The organism is Ignatzschineria rhizosphaerae (assembly GCF_022655595.1).
In the GTDB taxonomy this organism is placed as follows: Bacteria; Pseudomonadota; Gammaproteobacteria; order Cardiobacteriales; family Wohlfahrtiimonadaceae; genus Ignatzschineria; species Ignatzschineria rhizosphaerae.
The window spans coordinates 2132671-2150265 of the sequence record NZ_CP093379.1 but is presented as its reverse complement, the minus strand read 5'-3'; the positions used below and the strand labels follow the sequence as shown (position 1 = coordinate 2150265).

Annotated in this window: 15 protein-coding genes; 2 read left to right on the top strand and 13 right to left on the bottom strand. The window is 40.3% G+C overall.

Annotation, left to right across the window (positions count from 1 at the left end; translation table 11 throughout):
- The 10 genes from MMG00_RS09440 to MMG00_RS09395 form a co-directional block, all read right to left on the bottom strand.
- Complete coding sequence (locus tag MMG00_RS09440; RefSeq protein WP_242147703.1) at positions 1-753, bottom strand: SDR family NAD(P)-dependent oxidoreductase; 753 nt, start codon at positions 751-753, stop codon at positions 1-3.
- Positions 754-1097: 344 nt separating this feature from the next.
- Positions 1098-1979 (bottom strand): heme o synthase, encoded by an 882-nt coding sequence (gene cyoE, locus MMG00_RS09435; RefSeq protein ID WP_242147702.1) that lies wholly within the window; start codon positions 1977-1979, stop codon positions 1098-1100.
- Positions 1980-1999: 20 nt separating this feature from the next.
- Entirely contained in the window at positions 2000-2335 is a 336-nt protein-coding gene (cyoD, locus tag MMG00_RS09430; protein ID WP_242147700.1) for a cytochrome o ubiquinol oxidase subunit IV, read from the bottom strand.
- Positions 2332-2940 carry a cytochrome o ubiquinol oxidase subunit III gene (cyoC, locus tag MMG00_RS09425; protein ID WP_242147698.1) on the bottom strand — a complete coding sequence of 203 codons (609 nt, stop codon included), beginning with the start codon at positions 2938-2940 and terminating at the stop codon, positions 2332-2334. The genes cyoD and cyoC overlap by 4 nt, the downstream gene beginning before the upstream one ends.
- A complete protein-coding gene (locus MMG00_RS09420; protein WP_242147696.1) occupies positions 2937-4943 on the bottom strand; it encodes a cbb3-type cytochrome c oxidase subunit I in 2007 nt (668 codons plus the stop codon). Before MMG00_RS09420 ends, cyoC begins: the two co-directional genes overlap by 4 nt.
- 33 nt (positions 4944-4976) lie before the next feature.
- Complete coding sequence (gene cyoA / locus MMG00_RS09415) at positions 4977-5882, bottom strand: ubiquinol oxidase subunit II (RefSeq protein WP_242147694.1); 906 nt, start codon at positions 5880-5882, stop codon at positions 4977-4979.
- 93 nt (positions 5883-5975) lie between these two features.
- The gene (locus MMG00_RS09410; protein ID WP_242147692.1) at positions 5976-7295 is read right to left on the bottom strand and encodes a c-type cytochrome; all 1320 of its coding nucleotides are present in this window, start codon (positions 7293-7295) and stop codon (positions 5976-5978) included.
- Positions 7296-7304: 9 nt separating this feature from the next.
- Positions 7305-9089: a GMC family oxidoreductase gene (locus MMG00_RS09405; RefSeq protein ID WP_242147690.1), complete on the bottom strand. Its 1785-nt coding sequence runs from the start codon at positions 9087-9089 to the stop codon at positions 7305-7307.
- A gap of 2 nt (positions 9090-9091) precedes the next feature.
- Positions 9092-9784, bottom strand: a complete 693-nt coding sequence (locus MMG00_RS09400) for a gluconate 2-dehydrogenase subunit 3 family protein (RefSeq protein ID WP_242147688.1) — start codon at positions 9782-9784, stop codon at positions 9092-9094.
- A gap of 348 nt (positions 9785-10132) precedes the next feature.
- A complete protein-coding gene (locus MMG00_RS09395) occupies positions 10133-12082 on the bottom strand; it encodes an ATP-binding cassette domain-containing protein (protein ID WP_242147686.1) in 1950 nt (649 codons plus the stop codon).
- Positions 12083-12157: 75 nt separating this feature from the next.
- Here MMG00_RS09395 and MMG00_RS09390 point away from each other — a divergent pair, with 75 nt between their 5' ends.
- The gene (locus tag MMG00_RS09390) at positions 12158-12931 is read left to right on the top strand and encodes a 3-oxoacyl-ACP reductase (protein ID WP_242147684.1); all 774 of its coding nucleotides are present in this window, start codon (positions 12158-12160) and stop codon (positions 12929-12931) included.
- Between the two features lie 41 nt (positions 12932-12972).
- On the opposite strand, the gene MMG00_RS09385 is transcribed toward MMG00_RS09390, so the two are convergent.
- Positions 12973-13578 (bottom strand): TetR/AcrR family transcriptional regulator, encoded by a 606-nt coding sequence (locus MMG00_RS09385; RefSeq protein ID WP_242147682.1) that lies wholly within the window; start codon positions 13576-13578, stop codon positions 12973-12975.
- Between the two features lie 94 nt (positions 13579-13672).
- On the opposite strand from MMG00_RS09385, the gene MMG00_RS09380 reads away from it, so the two are divergent.
- Positions 13673-14650: a quinone oxidoreductase family protein gene (locus MMG00_RS09380; protein ID WP_242147680.1), complete on the top strand. Its 978-nt coding sequence runs from the start codon at positions 13673-13675 to the stop codon at positions 14648-14650.
- A 94-nt stretch (positions 14651-14744) separates the two neighbouring features.
- Here MMG00_RS09380 and folP read toward each other — a convergent pair whose 3' ends face one another.
- Together folP and MMG00_RS09370 are read right to left on the bottom strand one after the other, a co-directional pair.
- Positions 14745-15599, bottom strand: coding sequence for a dihydropteroate synthase (gene folP / locus MMG00_RS09375; protein ID WP_242147678.1), 855 nt, complete (start codon positions 15597-15599; stop codon positions 14745-14747).
- A gap of 583 nt (positions 15600-16182) precedes the next feature.
- Positions 16183-17595 carry a heme biosynthesis HemY N-terminal domain-containing protein gene (locus MMG00_RS09370; RefSeq protein ID WP_242147676.1) on the bottom strand — a complete coding sequence of 471 codons (1413 nt, stop codon included), beginning with the start codon at positions 17593-17595 and terminating at the stop codon, positions 16183-16185.

Below are 17595 nucleotides of genomic sequence, written 5' to 3'. Positions count from 1 at the left end.
TTATTTCGGATCTTTATAAACCGTTAGTCCGGCAAAGGTTTGCATTGTTGGCATGATCTCAATGCGGTTAACATTAAGATGCTTAGGTTGCGTTGTTAGCCAGTAGAGAATATCTGCAATCTCTTTGCCGGTAACCGCATCAACATCAGCATAAACAGCCGCTGCTTTATCATCATCGCCTTTGAAACGAACATTTGAAAATTCAGTATCGCTGCAAAGCCCTGGTTCAACATTGGTTACACGGATGTTTTTGCCAATAAGATCTGCACGAAGATTTTGTGAAAAACTTGTCACAAACGCTTTGGTGGGCCCATAAACATTAGAACCATAATAAGGGTAATTCCCCGCAGTTGAACTAATGTTGATGATATAACCATCATTACGTTCCACCATCTGCGGTAAGATTAGATGCGTGATATAGGTTAATCCACGAATATTTACATCTATCATCGTTGCAAGATCTGCAAAATCGACATCAAAAGTGGGCTTTAAGTTTAGAGCTAGTCCCGCATTATTAATCAGAACATCTATTTTATCAAAAGGTTCAGGGAGGTTTTCAATGCCCTCTTTGATGGAGGTGAGATTTTGCATGTCAGCCGTTAAAGGATAGAAATTTTCACCAAGAGATGCTTTGATCTCCATGAGTTTTTCATGGCGTCTAGCAAGCCCAATAACGGTATGCCCATGTTGAATAAAAAGTTTTGCCGCTTCAAGTCCAAAGCCAGAAGATGCGCCCGTGATTAGAATATTCATAGATACCTCATTAGTCTTGATGGTTAGTCATTATCATTTTTAGATTATCGATCTTTATCGTCATTTATAGTCCTAAAGACGATAAAATGCTAGAAATTCATACTAGCATGAACTCCGTGGTGGAAAGAAGCGGGTTTTGGAAAGATCGATAATTTATCGCATAATACTCTCAGTATTATTGAGTGATAGTAAAATTGGTTTAAAAGTCACAGAACCTGATTGCCGGCGCATCGGTTATGAGAAGCGCAAGAATCGTTCTATCTGGCATCATGCAAGCTTGTTTGATTTATATACTGTCCTGCTTTACTTTTAAAACAGCGATTTCTTAAACCGAATCGACGATATTATAAAAAGATCAGCAAGTGGTCGATGATCATCAATAGGCAAAGCCCCATAATAATCAACAGTGAGTTTATAAATTGTTGTTTTCCCCACAAGCTTGTATCGTTTAAGGTCGGCGTTTTAATCGCTTGATATAGCCAATAACTAATAAGCAAGATTGTGATGATTTTTGTTAGCGTAAAGTGAAAGCTTTGCAGTACTAAAAGTAATACTGAAATCACCATAATAGCAATATAGAGTGCCGTCCATTTTTGCGCTGTCTTAAAGGGCATTGCAAGTGTCGATATAGGAATACTCGCTTTTTGATAATCTTGTTTGCGATAAAGGGCAATGGCATAAGAGTGGGCAATTTGCCATGAAGAGAAGGTGATAAAGAGATAGAGCATCGTTAAATCAAGCTGATTTGTGATCGCGACATATCCTACAAGGGGAGGAATCGCTCCTGAGATGCTACCAATTAAGATGCTAAAAGAGGAGTGTCTTTTAAAGATTAAAGAGTAGAGAATAACATAGTCAATAAAGCCTATTAATGCCAAGTTTCCGGCAAGTGTATTAACGTGAAAATAGAGTAAGTAAAAGCCTGTTATTCCAAAAAAAATCGCAAGGAGTATCGCGATTGTAAGGGAGATATCCCCATTGACTAAGGGGCGATTTTGCGTTCGTTGCATGAGTTTATCGATATCTCTATCGATAATGTTATTAGTGATAGTAGCGCTGGCAATAACGAAGGTAATTCCTATCATCGTTGTGAGAAGTAAGATCACTGTCGCCGGAGTTTGAGGGGTTAACGCTAAAAAAAAGCCGGCAATAACAGGCACGAGATTACCTAAGATAATCCCGTGCTTGATAAGTTTTAAAAAAGGTTTAAGCGTCTTGTTTTTCACGTTTTACTGTTTTTACCTATTTAGAGCGGTAATTCAGGCATCATATTCATATGAAGATAGAACATGACCCAGCCAGAGCCCCCTACAATCATTAAAAGTATAATGCCGGTGAAAAAGAGTGCCGCTAAATTCCAGCCATCGTTATCGCTTTTTCGAATATGTAAAAAGTAGACAAATTGCACCACGATCTGTACTAAAGCACATAGCGCTAGAATGCTTGCCAGTACGCCAATAGAGAGATAATCCTTTAAATAGACGACAACACCAAAGGCAATTAAAGAGAGTGCAATAGAGAATCCATATCCAATGAGATAATCAAGGAGTTCTTTTTTTGCTTGTGATTGATCGATCATCATAATGAAACCCCCATTAAATAGACAACTGAAAAGATACAGATCCAGATGATATCTAGAAAGTGCCAGAAAAGACTAAAGAGTTTAAGACGCGTTGTCACGGCAAGCGTCGCTCCTTTTGTGGCAAGTTGTAACATCATGACAATCATCCAGATCATCCCAATGGATAAATGCACGCCGTGAAGCCCCACTAAGGAGAAGAAGCCAGATAAAAAGCCGCTACTTTGAGGTGTTGCGCCGATCTCAATAAAAGAGAGGAACTCTTTGATCTCTAAAGCTAAAAATATCCCCCCTAAAATAAAGGTGAGAATTAACAGTAAAATGGTCTGTTTAATTCGCCCTTGTTTTAAAGTGAGCATAGCAAATCCACAAGTTAAGCTACTAGTAAGAAGCGCTACGGTTTCAATAAATGCATTGCTTAAATCAAAGAGTGATTGCGGCGTGTGTCCATGCGTTGTATTTTTAAGTAATACCACAAAGACGGCAAAAAATGTTCCAAAGATGATGGCATCGGTCATTAAATAGATCCAAAAACCAAACACCTTATTATCGGCATTTTCCTGCTCTTGCAGTAGCTCGAGATTTGGGCTGCTTAATGTCGTACTCATTCGCGACCTCCTTGCGGCATATTAAATTGTTTGACCTTCTCTAAGAATGCAAGATCTGTTTTTTCAACTTCTTCTTTAGGAATACAAATTTCCTCATGATCTTTGAAGCTATCAATAATCCAAAGAAGTATCGCTACGCCAAAGAAGATAATCGCAAGCCACCAGATACTCCAAACTAGTGTAAAGGAGAGTAACCCAGCAAGTACGCCGCCGGCAACAAATCCTAGCGCTGTATTTTTAGGCATATAGATATCTTGATACTGTTTGTTTTCAGGATAAGCGGTTCCTTCTTGTTTTTGTTTCCAGAAGAGATCCGGTTCATCAACTGCCGGAATCACTGCAAAGTTATAAGAAGGAGGGGGCGATGCGATAGACCACTCGAGTGTTCTACCATCCCAAGGATCGCCTGTGACATCTTGTAGTTTATGACGCTGCGCTATACTGACAAACAGTTGAACGATGATGGCGACAATACCAAAGAAGATTAAAACAGCACCCACCCAAGCAACGACTAAGTATGGCCCGTAGCGAAGATCCACGTTTTGGCTAATTCGGCGCGGCATCCCATCAAATCCAGCGAGATAAAGTGGGGCGAAAGCCACGATAAAGCCAATAAACCAGAGCCAGAAAGTTGTATAACCCCAGCCTTTATGGAGTCTAAATCCAAAGACTTTCGGGAACCAGAAGTTATAACCTGCTAAGACCCCAAAGACAACGCCAGGAATAATGGTGTTATGGAAGTGGGCTACAACAAATTCTGTATTATGGACAGAGTAGTTTACGCCAGGGATAGCTAGCATAACCCCTGTCATACCTCCAAGAACAAAGAGGATGAGGAAGCCAATCGCCCATAGCATCGGCACATCCATCTTAACGCGACCACCATAGATCGTAAATAGCCAGTTAAAGACTTTAACCCCTGTAGGAATCGCGATAAACATCGTGGTAATTCCAAAGAAGGCGTTGACATTGACGCCGGCCCCCATGGTAAAGAAGTGATGGAGCCAGACGGTTAAAGACATAAAGAGAATCGCAATAATCGCCCAAACCAGCGCTTTATAACCAAAGAGGTATTTGCGGCTAAAGGTAGAGACGATTTCAGAATAGATACCAAATGCCGGCAATATTAAGATATAAACTTCAGGATGTCCCCAAGCCCAGATGAGATTAACGTACATCATCTGATTGCCGCCACCAAGAGTATTAGTGAAGATTTCAAAACCTAAATAACGATCTAACGCGAGTAAAATCATGGTTGCGGTTAAAATAGGGAATACCGCCATGATTAAAACAGAGGTACAAAGCGTTGACCAAGTGAAAAGAGGCATATCAAAGAGCTTCATACCACGAGCTCTACCTCGTAAAATGGTTACGAACATATTAATGGCTGCAAAAGTTGTTCCTAGCCCAGAAACCTGTAAGCTCCAGATATAATAATCAACCCCAACGCTTGGGCTATAGAGTTTTTCAGAAAGTGGGGCATAAGCAACCCAGCCTGTTCTTGCAAATTCCCCAATCCCAAGAGAGAGGTTAATTAAGATTGCGCCCGCAACAGTTAACCAGATACTAACAGCATTTAAGGTTGGGAATGCAACATCTCGTTTCCCTACTTGAAGCGGAACAACAATATTCATTAAGCCAATAATAAAAGGCGTTGCCATAAAGAAGATCATAATCACGCCATGAGCGGAGAAGATCTGATCATAATGCTCTGGAGGTAAATAGCCAACTTGATCGCCAGTAGAAGCGAGCGCAAGTTGTGTTCGCATCATAATGGCATCTGCAAATCCACGAATGAGCATGATGATCGCCACAATAATATAGATGATCCCAATTTTTTTATGATCGGTGGTTGTGAGCCAATTTGTCCAGAGCCAACCCCACCTTTTTGTAAAGGTGATCGTGGCAAGGACGGCTAAAACAATGAGGATGATGACACCAAATGCCGCAAGCGGAATGGGCTCGTTCCATGGGATACTATCAATGGTCAAATTGCCAAACATAGGATATTCCTTTATTGATGAATTTGAAGTAAGTTATTGAGCGGAATGAAGGTGTTGCATCTGCATGTGCATATGCTCTTTCAATTGGTTAAGATCAAAAAATTGGGAAATCACCCGTAAATAGAGACCTTGTTCAACCGGGTGGAAAAATTGTTCTGGCGCGTTAATAGGCGTTTCTTTCACAAATTCTTGATACTTATCCCAATCTAATGGGTGACTATTTTTCGCTTGTTGAGTAAGAACCCATTGATCAAACTCCTCTTCGGAGACGGTATTGACCTTAAATTTCATATCTGAATAACCAGCTCCACTATAGTTATAAGAAGCACCAGGAAACACGCCTTCTTCATTAGCAATGAGATGCAATACATTTTCCATACCAGACATAACATCAAGTTGTGTTCCAAGTTGTGGAATAAAGAAAGCATTCATGACGGTTTGAGAGGTGAGTTTGAATTTAAGGGGGCGATGAGTGGGGATATAGATGCTGTTAATTGTAGCGATCTTTTCTTCCGGATAGATAAATAGCCATTGCCAATCCATAGAGATAACTTCAATCACAAGCTCCTCTTTATGAGATTCGATCGGTTTTTTAGGGTTAAGATCTATCGTGCTTTGAATGGTAACAAAGGCCAATACTGCAATAATAGCAATAGGAACACCCCACATAAATTTTTCAAGAACCTTAGATTCCTGCCAATTAGGGGTATATTTAGCCTTTTTATTCGATTCTCTAAACCACCAAGGGAAGATAATCGCCATAAAAATACAAGGAATAATCACGATTAACATGATTAAGGCGCTAAATATGACGAGCCATTTCTCATATTCAGCAATTTCACCTTTGGGGTTAAATAGTGATAAGTCACAACCTGAAAGAACTAATAGAACCGAGACAAAGGTGCCTATTTTAAGCATTTTGAGGTAGGTTTTATTCATGAGAGAGTTAACCTTTTATGAGAGCAGATAAATTTAAGAAGTCTAAGGCGATGAATGAATCATTTTCAAAGACTTCGTAGTACTTAAAACAAATTAATGTTTTAAGATTGTTTGGACATCTTTTAATGATACAGCTTTTCCTTGATTTCCCCAGCTGGTACGGATAAAGGTTAGGACATCTGCAATATCAGTATCATTTAAACGATCGTTCAATTCATTTGGCATGACGAAGGTTGTAAGCGCATGTTCTGTGCCATGCAGGGTGCTACCTTCTGCGATAATTTTGACAAGAGAGTCAATTTTATCTGCTTGTACCGAAGGATTTCCTGCAAGGGCAGGAAAGACTTCTGAATACCCAAGTCCTGTTGTTCTATGACATGCAGCGCAAGCATCGAGATAAATACTCGCTCCTCGCATAGAATCATTACCTGAGCTTAGCGCTAGATGAGTCGTTTCATCATACACAAAGGGGGGATTTAACGAGTTTACAGGAGACAACGTTTTAAGGTACTTTGCTATAGATATGATATCGTCTTTGGTTGCAAATTGTAAAGAATTATCAACTACTTCTCTCATCCCCCCAAAAACAGCATGACGTTCACTTCTACCGCTCCATAAAAGGATCGCAAGCTCATCTGCGCTAATATCTCCTAAACCAGTAATATGATCTCCACGGAGATTGATGGGTACCCAGCCATCAATAGCGACATTACTGCCGGAGAGAAAGGCAGGATCTGATTCATTATAGCCTTTTTCATTTAAGGTTAAACTGCGAGGAGTATGACAGCTACCACAGTGACCTAAACCTTGCACAAGGTACGCACCTCGAGCGATTTGAGATGTTGGGTATCGTGAGGTATCAAACTCTTTTGGCGTTGGTGAAAACATTAATCGCCATGCGGTTAATGGCCAGCGCATTGATAATGGCCATGTTATTTCTGCTTTCACTCTGGGGGTTGCAGAAGGTTGAACACTATTCATAAAATAAGCATAGAGCGCTTTGATATCTGCCTCTGAAATAACGGCATAATCAGGAAAAGGCATCGCTGGATAGAGAGATTTTCCATCTTTACGAATGCCATAGCGAATAGCATTATCAAATTCTTCTAAAGAGTAGTTCCCAATCCCATGGGTTTTATCTGGCGTAATATTTGGTGAATAAACAGTGCCTATCGGCATTTCAAATGGAACACCGCCGGCGAAAGGCTGTTTTGTATCTGATGTATGACATGAGGTGCAATCTCCTATTTGTGCGAGATAAGCACCTTGATCAATAAGGGCCTTTGAGGGCGATTGATCTGTCAGTTGAAGTTGAGATGTAGGGCCTTTATAAATGTTTAAAAAAATGATTAGTATTACCCCAAGTCCCAAAATGATGAGCAAGCTACGAGTAATGATTGAAGAGATTTTCATAGTGTACTCCTATTTAACGAGCGGCCCAGGATTAGAGAGATAACGCTCTTTAATAGCTTTTGCCGAATGATAGGCAAGTGCGCCGACTAATCCTGTGGGGTTATAAGATAAATTTTGTGGAAAGGCTGAAGCGCCATAAATAAATAGATTAGGAATGTCCCAAGATTGTAGATATTTATTAACAACACTATTTTTAGGGCTATCTCCCGTAATTGCACCTCCGGTAATATGGGTTGATTGATAGTTTCTAGTATCCCAGTCGCCTGTGATTTTTTGCACACTAAAAGATTCGACATTCTCCATAGCTTCACAGATTTTTGTGAGCTGTTTTGCCATATAATCCCCTTGACGGTATTCGTTGTCGTGCCAGTTAAAAGTCATCCTTGCAAGTGGAATACCAAAGCGATCTGTGTAAGTTGGGTCAAGGTCAATATACGCATCTTTATAAGATAAGACCGACCCTTCAGCATTGAGACTAATGGTTCGTTGATATCCCTCTTTTTTCCCCTGTTTCCAGCCAGCTCCCCAGTTTGGTGTTCCTGGCGCCGTATGGGTTTGAGCAATGGGGCGGCCGCCTGTATTTGTTGCGGCAATATAAGCGCCCCCAATAAAGTTTCCTTCTCGATGATCAAAGTTTAAACCATTAAAGTCATCAATAACCGTTCCAGATGCGCCCGCACCAATAAAGGGGTTATTAATTGCCCCTTCTTTTAAGTAAATAGTGGCGCTTGTATTGTATTGATAGGCAAAGTTCTTGCCGACAACGCCATTTCCTGTTTGAGGATTATAGGGCTCTCCAATTTTTGAAACCAGTAATAGTCGAACGTTGTGAATCTGAAAGGCGCAGAGCAATACCATATCCGCCGGTTGAAAGACTAAATCTCCATTTTTATCAACATAGGTCACTCCTGTCGCTCTATCTTTGGCGTCATTTGTATTGATCTTAATGACCTCAGATTGGGTTCTAAGTTCAAAATTAGGGTCTGGAATTAATGCCGGTAAAATAGTTGTCTGTGGGCTTGCTTTAGAGTACATATAGCAGCCAAAATCTTCACAAAATCCACAGTAATTACAAGGCCCTAAACGAACGCCATAGGGGTTGGTGAAGGGTTTTGATGCATTAGAGGCTGGGATTGGAAATGGGTGTAGCCCCAGTTTTTTGGCAGCATTTTTAAAGATATTTCCACTATAGAGTGTTTTTAAAGGCTCATTAGGATAATCATTGGCGCGTGGAGATTCAAAAGGATTTCCTCCTTCTATTATTTTTCCATTAAGATTGCCAGCTTGCCCCGAAGTACCACACACATTTTCAAACATCTCAAAGTGAGGTTCTAGTTCTTCATAAGTAACAGGATAATCTTGAATAGTGCTCTCTTTAGGGATAAAGTCTTCTCCATATTTTTCAATATATTTAGAGCGAATCTGTAGATCCTCAGGTAGTGCACGCCAAGTCATGCCGTTCCAGTGAAAACCGCAGCCACCGACATGTTCTCCTAAATAGAAAGATCCCAGCTGGCGATAAGGAACTGCTTCACTCTCATCATTATAACGAATGGTAACGGTGCTATTTTTCATACGTTGAAATAGTCTAAAGCGCTGCACATGGGAGAGTTCGTCTGCAATGCCGGGATAAGCTGCACCTTCTGAGGTCGGGCGATGATCACCTCTTTCTAAAGCTACTACCTTTAAACCAGCATCGACTAACTCTTTAGACATAATAGCGCCAGTCCACCCTAAACCAATGACGACAACATCGGTCTTTGGCATTGTTTTTTGAGCTTTTTTAGTTAGCATGATTACCCCCTTTTTCCTGCAAGATTAACGGGCCCATAAGGATATGGTTTTCCCGGTTTGTCGACAAAATCCATAAAGTCTGCGCGAGCCCCAGGAAAGCCTAAGAGTTTCCAGCCCATCATCTGCTTATTTCCCCCATATTTAGGGTCAGAGAAGAATCCTTCTTGGGTGTTTTTCCAAAGGAGATTAAAGAATGTTGTGGAAGAAGAAATCCCTTGTAATGGTATTGTTCCTGCCTCTAACTCTTTCATAACGAGGATCTGCGTTTCAGCATCTAGATCGGGAAATTGTTTTTGATATTTTTGTTGTAGGTAGTGATTAATTTGAGCAATAGCATGCTGGTAAAGCTCATTAGGGGCATATTGTTCTTGATATCCTAATGTAGGGAGAGCATCTATATGATAGGGACCACTCATGTAAAAGAGTGCGCCTGTGCCATAATCGGTGAGCATTTGCCGGTCAATAAATTCAGGGACACCCGCCGCAATCGCTCCGCCGCCAAGCTCATCTTCAGGAATTAATTGATCCGTAATTGCACAAATAAAATTCCACTCTTCTTGGTTGAAAAATTGTGGTACATACATTTCATTATGGTTTTGAGTTTGGCTAAAACCTGCTCTTGGGATTAGTAGCATCGTCGATGTTGCAATGGATATTTGCATGAATTTTCGACGTGATGAATCATATTTCTTCATTAGTTATGCTCCTCTATTTATATAATTTTTATTGATACCTCATTATATATTGGTGATTTTTAAAACTAATAAATAGAAAAATAGTTAACTAAATATGGAACAGTTTAATTTATCTTAACTGTCACTTTTGAAAATTTATTAACCCCTTCTTAGATATTTCTTAAAAGATAGTTAAAACAATGGGTTGTGGCTGTTTTATGGCTGAGATGTTAAAGTTTTTTTAAAGAGATAGCAGATGGCAGAGTCTGATAGAGAATGATGCTAGTTTTCTTTTTTTTTCCTAAATTGATATTTAATAACAAAAAAGCCACCCTTTTTAGGGTGGCTTTTGAGGTTGCTTAATAGACGTTAGTTATTGATATCTAAGAGATCATTGAGTTCTTCAATCTTCGCTGAGCCTTCTAGCCAGTTTTCTTCTAGGGTAAGTTGCTCATTTTCTAATGTCAGTTTTTCATCATTGAGAATTTGAATCTCTTCTGGTGATTTTGTGTCATAGGTTGTCGGATCACCTAAAACATCATCAATCTTTGCTATTTTCTCCGTGAGTTTTCCTAATCTCTTTTCTGCTTGCTCAGTCTCTCTTGTAAGACGACGTAATTCAGTTTGTAGCTCTTTACGTTCTTCTCGATCAAGCTGACGCTTCGATTTCGTCGTGGTGCTTTCTATTTTTTCCGTTTTTGTTTCTTGATTTGTTGGACTTTTTTTTTCAGCCCGATTCGCTTCACGATTTTGTTCAATCAAATATTGGCGATAGTCATCAAGGTCACCTTTAAACTCTGTCAGCCCTTTATTAGCGACTAAGACAAACTGATCACAACAAAGCTCTAAGAGAGAAGCATCATGCGAAACCATTAAGACGCCGCCCTCAAATTCCTGAAGTGCCATCGCAATCGCTTCGCGCATTTCGATATCTAAATGGTTCGTTGGTTCGTCAAGAAGGAGTAGATTAGGTTTTTGAAAGACAATCATCGCTAACGCAAGGCGTGCTTTTTCACCGCCAGAGAAGGGGGCAATTTTCTCTAAAACCTTATCGCCATGAAAACCAAAAGAGCCTAAGAAATTACGAGCCTCTTGCATTGTTGTCTCTTTATCGAGCTGTAAGATATGCCAAACGGGATCTGCATCTAAATTAAGATATTCTACTTGATGCTGTGAGAAGTAGCCGACACGAAGATGTTCTGACGCTATGATATTACCCGCTGTCGGGGAATTCTCGCCGGCGATCATCTTAATTAGCGTGGATTTACCCTCACCATTACGTCCTAAAATTCCCATGCGAGTTTCCGGCGTAATGGTCATGTTGATTTTTTCTAAGATATTATGCGCACCATCGTAAGTGAAGCTCACTTCATCAAGACGAATAAGGGGATCTGGTAAGCGATCAGGTGTTTGGAAGCTAAAAGCAAACTCATTTTCAGCGACAACGGGGGCAATATCTTCAAGCTTTTGAAGCGCTTTCACGCGGCTTTGAGCTTGTTTTGCTTTGGTAGCCTTTGCGCTAAAGCGATCTACGAATTTTTGTAAATGCGCCCGTACTTTCTCATTTTTTTCAAATTGTGCTTGTTGATGCGCGAGTTTTTCAGCTTTTAAGCGTAAAAATGCTGTGTAGTTACCCGTGTAAGCCGTTGCTTTTTGTTGGTAGAGATGAATGATATGGGTGCAGATATTATCAAGGAAATCTCTGTCGTGGGAAATTACAATTAAAATACCGGCATATTGCTTGAGCCAATCTTCAACCCAAACAACCGTTTCAAAGTCTAAGTGGTTGGTGGGTTCATCTAAGAGCAAAATATCCGAGCGGCACATTAAGGCTTTACCAATATTGAGGCGCATTCTCCAACCACCAGAGAACTCTTTGACTTTTTTATGATAATCTTCCGCTTTAAAGCCAAGACCATCAAGAAGCTGGTAAGCACGGCTATCAGCGCGGTAGCCATCAATCTGTTCAAGGCGCGTATGGATATCACTGATCTTCATGCCATCACCTTCTTCCAGAGCTTTTAGCTCATCAACTCGAAGCTGAACAAGTTCCTCATCTCCACTTAAGATATATTCAAAAGCTGAGAGCTCGGTATTGGTGATCTCTTGCGCTACTTCTGCCATGACTGCATTTTTAGGGATTTGAATCTCCCCTTTATCTGGCTCAAGTCGACCTAAAATAGTATTAAAGAGTGTTGTTTTGCCGGTCCCATTTTTACCGACAAGCCCAATACGCATTTTAGGAGTGACAGAAAAGCTAAACCCATCAATTAAGACGTTAGCATTCATGCGGACAGTGAGGCCTTGGAATTCGATCATAGCAGTGTTACTTTATTTTTTAATGAAGTTAAGACGAGAATTATACCGAAAAAATGGAAAGAAATAAGGAAGAGTATGAAATTTGAAGATCAAATTGTGTTAGTAACCGGTGGGAATCGTGGATTAGGGGCTCAGATCGTTCGTTCTTTTGCACGAGAAGGAGCAAAAGTAGTCATCAATTTTTATCAAAATAAGACGCAAGCAGAGGCATTAGTGACAGAATTAAATACTCATGATGAGAAGCAAGTGATAGCTCTACAGGGAGATATTCGTGATCGGGAAGCGATGAGGGAGTTATTTGAACAAGCAAGAAGGGCTTTTGGTGTCCCAATTACTACAATTGTGAATAATGCCCTTGTTAATTTTAAATTTGATCCTGTTAATCGCCAAAATGCTGAAAACATTACCTGGGAAGATTTCTTAGGGCAATTAGAAGGTGCTATTCAAGGCTCTCTGAATACTATTCAGGCAGGATTAAAGGATATGAAAGAGGCAAGATTTGGGCGGATTATTAATATTGGAACCAATCTTGTGCAAAATCCTGTGGTGCCTTATCACGATTATAATACGGCAAAATCAGCACTCCTTTCCTTTACTCGAAACATGGCAAAAGAGCTTGGAGTGTTTGGTATCAACGTGAATATGGTTAGTGGAGGTTTGCTTCAGACGACAGATGCAAGTAGTGCAACTTCTGAAGATGTTTTTAAGATGATTGCGCAAAATACCCCTTTAGGGAAAGTCACGACGCCCGCAGAGGTTGCAGATACCGTACTCTATTTTGCATCTCCTTGGAGCCGAGGTGTAACAGGACAAAATATTATGGTCGATGGAGGGTTAGTGATGAATTAGGGCTGTGCATCGCAATAGTTACTGGTAAATATCTGGTAGTGCTATAAGAGCAATTTATGGAGCATCATTTTAAGTTCTCTATTAATCTTGCCGGATAAAAGATCATCTTTGCGATCAATAATCCCTTGGTGAATAATGGAGTGAGTCATAATGCGGATTGTCCACGCTAAATCTTTAGCAGAGATTGATGGTAAATCTGTATTTTGAGTAATCAGTGCGATCGTTTCTAAAAATTGATCATTCCCCTCTTTTAAAATGGCAGTCTTGAGTAACCTAGGAATCTCTTCTTGAAAAACACGGTGGAGCTCTGGATTATCACTATGTGCTTTGACCATCGCATCAACAAAAAGGTCAATCATGGTCGCTGTTGAGCTATTTTTTGCTTTTTTTAGTATCTCATTGATGGTATTTCGGGTCTGTTTAGCGTGATTGGTATGTAATGTGGCGACGAGAGATTCTTTGTTAGGAAAGTATTGATAGAGCGAAGCGATGCTCACTCCTGCACGATCAGCGACATGATTTGTGGTAAGCGTTTTATATCCTTGCTCAATTAAAATGTGAGTAGTGGCTTCTAAAATAGCATGGTAAGTTGCCCATGATCTCTCTTGTGTAGGTGTTTTTAGGGGCTTTAACGATATTTCATTCATGATTTTTTTCTAAAGAAAATGTAAGTTTCAAATATAAGTGATTACTTATATTATAACGCGACATTGATAAAAACTTTATTGAAAGAGGATAATCATGGCAAAAATGCAAGCCGCTGTCATCACGCAGCTAGGTCAAGCACCAAAATATCAGCAATTCCAAATGCCGGTAGCGCAGGATAACGAGGGAATCGTAAGGGTTCTCGCATCATCTTTAAAGCAGTTAGATCGGGCGATTGTTGCCGGGACTCATTACAGTAGCCCATCATCAGAAAGTCTCCCCGTTGTTTGTGGTACAGATGGTGTTGGAATCAATGATAAAGGTGAGAAGGTCTATTTCCAAACGACTTCAAGTCAGTTTGGGGCAATGGCAGAGTATGCGCCGGCATCAATGATGGTCAATATTCCAGAAGGGCTTGATACCGATATGGTTGCAGCGCTGATTAACCCTGCTATTGGTGCATGGCTTCCCCTTGCTTGGCGCGCAAAAATGGTACGGGGAGAAACGGTGCTAATTATGGGCGCAACCGGTGATACTGGGAAACAAGCATTGGCGATTGCGAAATTATTAGGGGCTAAAAAAGTGATTGCGGTAGGCCGTAAACGTAGCGGATTGATGAGTTTGATTGCTGACGAATATATCGATACAGAGCAAGATGAGGCGCTATTGTTTGCAGAGTTTCAACGCTTAGCAAAGCGAGGGATTGATATTGTGGTGGATTATCTTTGGGGCAGACCCGCTGAACTATTGATAAAAGCACTAATGACTAAAAGCCTAAAAGTAGATGAGAAAGCAGGGGAGCGAGGTATTCGTTATGTTTCCGTGGGGGCACTTGCCGGCAGCGAAATTCAGTTAGCTTCTGGAGTTTTCCGTAGTAGTTTTTTAACGATCTTAGGAAGTGGTACTGGTAATTTTCCGCCTAAGGAGCTATTAGAAAATATTGTGATGCAGATTTTAAGAGAGGCGGTGAAGGGCAATCTTAAAATTGAGTATGAAGTTGCATCTTTAGAAGATGTTGAAATATTATGGACACAAAAAACGGCAAAAAGGTTAGTATTTCAAGTTGCGAGTTAACTTGTGATGACCGAGGCGCTGAATTAGATCATGTGCTCAGCCAGTGAAATGTTATAAAATTTTTTACGGCATTTCACGTTGGCTTTCCACGAAGTTATAAGGATGAGGGAGCCGCATTTTGCATGGCTAACCACATTAAAAAGGCTTCCTTAGTGGCTTTAACATCATGGACACGGAGGATTTTTGCGCCTTTTTCAATGCTCCATAGCGCAACCGCTAGATTGCCGGCAAGACGATCTTTCGCCATATCAACATTCGTAATAGTCCCAATAAAGCGTTTTCGTGAGACCCCGACAAGATAGGGATAAGGAGAGGTCGTGACTTGGTCGAGCTCTTTAAGAAGTGAGAGCTGCTCTTCTGGCGTTTTATCAAAGCCAAATCCGGGATCTAAAATAATGCGTGAAGCTTCAATGCCGCTCTGAATACAGAGGGCTGCTTTCTCTTCAAGCTTTGTGATAACGGCTTGAGTAACCCCTCCTTGAGCACTATAATCCCCTTTAATATGCATCTTTTCATGATTGCCGAGCATATGCATTAAAACAATTGCTGCGTTGGAATTTGCAACGACTTCTAAAGCACCAGAATCGCTTAGGGCCGTGACATCATTAATGATATCGACTCCTTCATTGATCATCGATTGCATCGTATTTGTTCTAAAGGTATCGATGGAGAGAGGAACTTTAATATGCTGCTTTAATTTGCGAATGACCGGCAATAGACGACTGATCTCTTCCTCGCTTGTAATGGGATCTGCTTTAGGGTTGGTCGATTCAGCACCAATATCTAAAATATCCGCACCATCTTCAATCATCTCATAAGCTCGATCAAGTGCCTTTTCAGGATCAAAGTAATCCCCTCCATCAGAGAAGGAGTTGGGCGTTAAATTAAGGATCCCCATAATTTTAGGCGTAGAGAGATTTAAAGATTTTTGATTAAAGGTGATATGCATGATGGTTTGCGTCGATTCAATAAAACAGAAGGTTTTATCGTATCACTTTCTATAAAAAAAGGGGGAAAGCGTTTATATAGTCAATTCGATTCAAGAAACACTATTTTAAAACTAAAACTAAAACTAAAACTAAAACTAAAACTAAAACTAAAACTAAAACTAAAACTAAAAGTAAAACAGTATGCCGTGTGAATCAAGCCAACTTGCACAATGGCAGATAGAATGATTATTGTACTTCTCATAACCGATGCGCCGGCAATCTGATTCAGTGACTTTTATAGTCAATTCGGTTTAAGAAAAGCAAGTCTTAAACAGCTGGCACGGGATTTTAGAAAGAACACGAAACATTCCCTCCAGCCTTGCATAAATCTATAAAGGTACGTATTAAACCAGTGTTTTCAAGATGCCGGATAGAACATATTTCATATTGTTAATAGCCGATACTTCGGCATTTAAATCAGCCTGTTTTGAACGTGTTTCACTATAAAGGGTAGATTATGCACAATAAAAAAGATGAGTATAAATACTCATCTTTTAAAGTTAATTCCCAATTGATATTGACGTTCTTGTCAGGGAATTGGAATTATAAAGTTCTTCGAGGATCTGGGTTATTAGGCGTATCAGTATCTGAAGAGTTTTCTACTTCATTCTCTTTTGTATCATCATTATGAGAATCGATAATTTCTGCATCAAGCGCATCATCTACTGCTGTCCCAATTTTTTCAGTTGAAGCAATTAACAGATCGCCATCCACAGGTATGACATCTTTTGGGCGCTCATCAAGCATGAGGCTCATCGCTTCTTTAAACGCAATTAATGCCCCTTTTTCATCATTTTCAATAAGCTTGATTTCGCCGAGTAAGCGATAGGCTTTGACAAAGTGAGGATCTAGTTGCAATGTTTTTTCTAGATGTATTTTTGCCTCTTCATATTGCTGACTTCTAAAGAGCATGTGCGCTAATGTATATTGTGTAATTGCGCTATCTGGCTGACTTTCATTAAAACGCTTAGCATATTTTAAAAGTTGAGGTTGATCTCCTCGGTAGAGATGGGCATACGCCATAATTAAGCGCTCATCTTGAGTTTTTAAGATCTCTTTACGCAGTAACTCTTCGGCGCGTTTGGTATCGCTGACATCAAGTAAGCGATTAGCGTAGTGAATAAGAATCGTAGGATCTTGGCGCAGATATTTGGGGATTTTACTCCAAACTAAACGTAGCTGATCAGACTCTTTACTGATGCGGCTCGCATAATCAAAAAGTGCACAGTAGATATCTTGGGTATATTGGGTAATCTCACGACTAGGTGTTAAGCGAGGCAGGGCTTTTTGTAGATCAGGGAGTAATCTAAAGAGCGCTTCATGCTTGCCTTGACGTTGTAGAGATACCGCTAAAAGAAGCGTTGCCGGATAGTTTTTATAACGGGTAAGGAGGTCTTTTAAAAGGGATTCTGCTTTATCATTTTCTCCAGCTTCTATTAGCAACTCTGCGCGTTTTACTTCTGCGTATTCTCGATCATGTTTTGATTCTGATAGATCGATTTCACGAAGGTAACGATCTCTTCGATCACTTTTATGAAGTAATTGCGCTGCGCGAGCTGCCCCTAGATAACAAAGGTTCGGGCTTTTACTCCCCTTTGCGGCAGTCAAAAAGAGATCTTCGGCAACGGCGGGTTTATTTTCTAAAAGCGCCAGCTCTGCTTGGTTATACTGTTTTTCAGCAGTTTTAGCACGGCGGTTAAGTGAAAACTTACGCATAATGCTCGGGGTACTGAAAATTGTGATAATAATTCTAATCACAATGTAAGCAGCGATAATGCCAATGGCTCCAAATAGTAGCCCTCCAATAATCGTCGTGTTAATAGTTTTAGGGCCGATAATTGGGAATGTTCCGGTGATGAGAACGTGCCCAGCATCATCTTTGACAATTAGAAAGAGCAATATGGCAAGTAAGGGGATGAGAAGAATCCATCCGACAGTTTTAAATAGTTTACCCAT

Excerpts from the sequence above, each read along its gene's own strand:
- MMG00_RS09395 (WP_242147686.1), bottom strand. The coding sequence starts at position 12,082 with ATGATCGAATTCCAAGGCCTCACTGTCCGCATGAATGCTAACGTCTTA.
- cyoA (WP_242147694.1), bottom strand. The coding sequence starts at position 5,882 with ATGAATAAAACCTACCTCAAAATGCTTAAAATAGGCACCTTTGTCTCG.
- MMG00_RS09400 (WP_242147688.1), bottom strand. The coding sequence starts at position 9,784 with ATGAAGAAATATGATTCATCACGTCGAAAATTCATGCAAATATCCATT.
- MMG00_RS09380 (WP_242147680.1), top strand. The coding sequence starts at position 13,673 with ATGGCAAAAATGCAAGCCGCTGTCATCACGCAGCTAGGTCAAGCACCA.
- cyoD (WP_242147700.1), bottom strand. The coding sequence starts at position 2,335 with ATGATGATCGATCAATCACAAGCAAAAAAAGAACTCCTTGATTATCTC.
- MMG00_RS09420 (WP_242147696.1), bottom strand. The coding sequence starts at position 4,943 with ATGTTTGGCAATTTGACCATTGATAGTATCCCATGGAACGAGCCCATT.
- cyoC (WP_242147698.1), bottom strand. The coding sequence starts at position 2,940 with ATGAGTACGACATTAAGCAGCCCAAATCTCGAGCTACTGCAAGAGCAG.
- MMG00_RS09370 (WP_242147676.1), bottom strand. The coding sequence starts at position 17,595 with ATGGGTAAACTATTTAAAACTGTCGGATGGATTCTTCTCATCCCCTTA.
- MMG00_RS09390 (WP_242147684.1), top strand. The coding sequence starts at position 12,158 with ATGAAATTTGAAGATCAAATTGTGTTAGTAACCGGTGGGAATCGTGGA.
- MMG00_RS09440 (WP_242147703.1), bottom strand. The coding sequence starts at position 753 with ATGAATATTCTAATCACGGGCGCATCTTCTGGCTTTGGACTTGAAGCG.
- MMG00_RS09410 (WP_242147692.1), bottom strand. The coding sequence starts at position 7,295 with ATGAAAATCTCTTCAATCATTACTCGTAGCTTGCTCATCATTTTGGGA.
- folP (WP_242147678.1), bottom strand. The coding sequence starts at position 15,599 with ATGCATATCACCTTTAATCAAAAATCTTTAAATCTCTCTACGCCTAAA.
- MMG00_RS09385 (WP_242147682.1), bottom strand. The coding sequence starts at position 13,578 with ATGAATGAAATATCGTTAAAGCCCCTAAAAACACCTACACAAGAGAGA.
- MMG00_RS09405 (WP_242147690.1), bottom strand. The coding sequence starts at position 9,089 with ATGCTAACTAAAAAAGCTCAAAAAACAATGCCAAAGACCGATGTTGTC.